Below are 3,468 nucleotides of genomic sequence, written 5' to 3'. Positions count from 1 at the left end.
TCGTCGCGCCGGAGTCCTACGGACTGTTCCGGGCCGCGATCCTGCAGAGCGGCCCGTGCCAGGCCCAGGCCGATCGGCCCGCCGCCGAGCGGATCAGCGTGGACTACGCGGCCCGGCTCGGCTGCGTCCGGCCGGCCACCGCCGCGAAGTGCCTGCGCGACCTGCCCGCCGCCCGGCTGGAGTCCGGCCCGGGCTACGCCCGCATCGGCGCCAATGTGCTCACCGGTCCGGTCACCGGGACACAGCGCCTGCCCGCGGCTCCGCCTGCGGTGGCCGGCACCGGCATGACGGCCCGGGTCCCGGTGCTGATCGGAAGCACCGCCGACGAGTTCACCCTGTTCGTGGCGACGACGTATCTGCGGCGCGGAAAGCTGCCCGCCTACCGCGCCCTGCTGTCCGAGACCTTCGGCAGCGAGGCCGCGGCGGTCGCCGCGCGCTACCCGCCGAGTCGCTACGACGGCCCGGGCCCGGCCTACGCCGCCGCGGTCGGCGACGGGGTGTTCTCCTGCCCGATCGACGCGATGGCCAATTCCCTCGCCCGCCGCCAGCCGGTCTACGCCTACGAGTTCACCGACCGCACCGCCCCGGCGCCGGAACCTCTGCGCGCGGTGCCCTTCGCGCTCGGGGCCGGCCACGCCCTGGAGTTGCGCTACCTGTTCGAGTTGGGCGGCGCCCCGCCGCTCAACGCCGCCCAGCGCGCGCTGGCCGATCAGATGATCGCCTACTGGAGCGCGTTCGTCACCACCGGCAATCCGGAGGTCGAGGGGCAGCCGGCCTGGCCGGCGCTGGATCCCGAACAGCCCCAACGGCTTTCGCTGCAGACCGGCGCACCGCTGCTGACCGTCGACTTCGCCGCGCGTCACCAGTGCGGGTTCTGGGAGTCCCGCGGCTGACCACGCCCCGTCCGGTCGGCGAGGGCTCAGCGCACGCTGACCCGTACCAATGTGCAGTCGTCGGCGAAGTGACTGGTCGAGGACCGTTCGGTGAGTCGGTCGACGAGGTCGCCGATGGTCCACTGCGGTGAGCGCGCGGTGCGGGCGCACAGGTCGATGAAGTCCTCGAGGTTCCAGGACTCGCCGTCGCGCAGGGTCAGTTCGAAGGCGCCGTCGCTGTAGATCAGCAGATCGGAGTCCGGGGGCATGAGGTGGCTGCGGGTCTCGTAGGCGGTGTCCTCCAGGACCCCGATCGGGACCGACCCCGACGGCAGTCGCACCGGTTCGGCGCCGTCTGCGGTCAGCACGATCGCCGGCGGATGTCCGGCGCCGGCGTAACGCAGGGTTCGGGTGGAGGGCTGGTAGACGCCGTACCAGATGGTGAAGTAGTTGCCGGCCTGTTGCTCCATCGGGAAGAGCCGGTTGAGTTCGGTGAGCACCGGCCCGGGATCGCGCATGGTCTGGTGGTCGAGGCTTCCCGAGCGGAGCAGGTTGTGCACCGACACCGAGAGCATTGCCGGGGCGACGCCGTGGCCGGACACGTCGACGACGTAGGCGAGGAGGTGGTCGTCGTCGATCCAGCGGTGGTCGAAGCTGTCGCCGCCGAGTTCCTCGGAGGGCATGAAGCGGGCGGTGACGGGCACCGGGCCGTCGAGGTCGCGGGGCAGGATCGAGGTGACGTAGCGGGAGGCGCCGCGCAGTTCGGACACCAGCCTGCGGGCCACCGACTCCGCGCCGGAGAGGACCAGGAGGAAGGCCTCGAGCAGCAGCGACACCGCCAGGGCGCCCAGCAGCAACAGCGCATTGACCCCGTGCCGACCGTCGGTGAAGGCCGCGCTCGTCGGATGCACCGTGAGCTCCCAGTTGCGGCCGTAGACGTCCAGCGGCGACGTGGTGGCCGTCGGCGCGGCGCCTCCCACCCCGGGCGCGGCGGGGTTGCGGGCGGGGAGGTCGGCGATGGCCACCGGGTCCGCCCGGTCGGTGACGTCGACGAGCGTCACGTCGACGCTGTCCCAGTTCGCACCCCGGAACGTCTCGGCGAGCAGGTCGCCGAGGCGGTACGCGCCGACGGCGAAGCCGCGCAGCGCGGCGCGGCGGGCCGGTTCGCTTCCGGGATCGGCACCGCCCCGGTAGACCGGCAGCAGGGCGAGCATGCCCTTCTGGGTGCCGGACTCCTGCACCAGGTCGATGGGGCTGGTCGCCGTGGGCCGACCGGTGTCGCGGGCCGTTTCGATGGCGGCGGCCCGGGCCGGGTTGGAGTAGATGTCGAAGCCGAGAGCATCGCGGTTTGCCGCGATCGGCTCGATGTAGGCGACGACGACGTACTCGGGACGAGGCGAGACCGGCCGCGGGTTGCCGGCGGCGTCGCGCTCGGTGACGGTGAAGTCCTCCAGGCCCGGCTGGGCGCGCTGCCGCGCCTCGAACGCGGCCAGGTCTGCCTTGCTCACCAGGGGATTCCAGGACAGGGCCTGGATGTTGGGGAAACGGGCCAGCACGTCGTCGGTGTAGGCGTCGAATTCCTTGGCGGAGACGTCGTCCGCCGAATCCAACAGGCCACGGAGACCTTCGAGCACCTCCTGGTTAAGCGCGATGTCCCGGGCGAGGTCGGCGGCGGCCTGGTCGCCCAGCCGCTCCACCGCATCGGCGATCCGGGCCCGCTCCCGGGCGATGTTCTCGATGACCCCCGCCATCAGGATTCCGAAGATCAGCAGGGACGGCGCGGCGATCTGCCACCGCCGCCCCGACCAGTATCGGGCCTGCGACGGCAGCATCATCAGCACCAGGGGCCCGAAGACGATGACCCCGATGGCGTCGCCGACCCACCAGGTCAGCCAGCCCAGCCCCGCCTGGCCGGGGCCGAGCAGTCCGGACCCGAGCTGGGCCGCGACGCCGACGGTCGGGGCGATGGTGGTGGCCAGCAGGCCGCCGAGCGCCAGGGTGAGCATCACCGCCCGTGGCGTGTCGAGGCGCTGGGCGGGGCCGACGAACCGGCGGACGAGGGCCGCCCCCGCGGCCGCCTGCAGAACCGCACCGAGGCCGACCGCCGCGGCGATGATCCAGGTGCGCGGTTCGGGCCCGTCCTGCCAGCTCAGCCAAAGCCCGTTGACGCCGACCGACCCGGCGAAGACCCCCGGCAGAGCGCGCCATCCCCAATGAAGTGCGGCGGCGAAGGCCACCCCGGCCGAGGGCCAGACCGGCGAGGCGAGACCGGTCATCTGGGCCAGCCCGAGTGTGACTAAGCCGAGGAGGGCGTAGACCAGGGCGATGGCGGCGGAGACCAGGGCGGTTGGGCCTTCGGCGACCGGCGCCGATCCGACCCGGCCCCCAGACCCCATCCTACGAGGCTACGGCAGAAGTGAGCGGCCCGGATGCCGATGATTCGGCCTCCCCGGGCGGATTTGGATAGCGACGGGGTGTGAGGCATACTGGGCGGGTTGTCTTGAGCCGTGCTCGCCCGTTCGGGAGCGCGCCGAGCAAGACATCCGACCAGCGCCGACACCGGCGCGTCCGGTCCCCACCTCGTACGCGGGTCCCT

General features: G+C 72.6%; 2 protein-coding genes. One reads left to right on the top strand and one right to left on the bottom strand.

Annotated elements, in window-relative coordinates; all coding sequences use genetic code 11:
* Positions 1-893: carboxylesterase family protein (locus ADBZ5U_RS15145; protein WP_526811568.1), on the top strand; the 893-nt coding region annotated here is incomplete at its 5' end.
* Between the two features lie 26 nt (positions 894-919).
* On the opposite strand, the gene ADBZ5U_RS15140 is transcribed toward ADBZ5U_RS15145, so the two are convergent.
* Positions 920-3,268 carry a CHASE domain-containing protein gene (locus ADBZ5U_RS15140; protein ID WP_526811566.1) on the bottom strand — a complete coding sequence of 783 codons (2,349 nt, stop codon included), beginning with the start codon at positions 3,266-3,268 and terminating at the stop codon, positions 920-922.
* Between the last annotated feature and the right edge of the window lie 200 nt (positions 3,269-3,468).

It is taken from the genome of Mycobacterium sp. (genome assembly GCF_040398885.1).
GTDB lineage: Bacteria > Actinomycetota > Actinomycetes > Mycobacteriales > Mycobacteriaceae > Mycobacterium.
Note: the sequence above shows the minus strand (reverse complement) of the source record. Positions and strands in the feature narration are given on the sequence as shown.

Excerpts from the sequence above, each read along its gene's own strand:
- ADBZ5U_RS15140 (WP_526811566.1), bottom strand. The coding sequence starts at position 3,268 with ATGGGGTCTGGGGGCCGGGTCGGATCGGCGCCGGTCGCCGAAGGCCCA.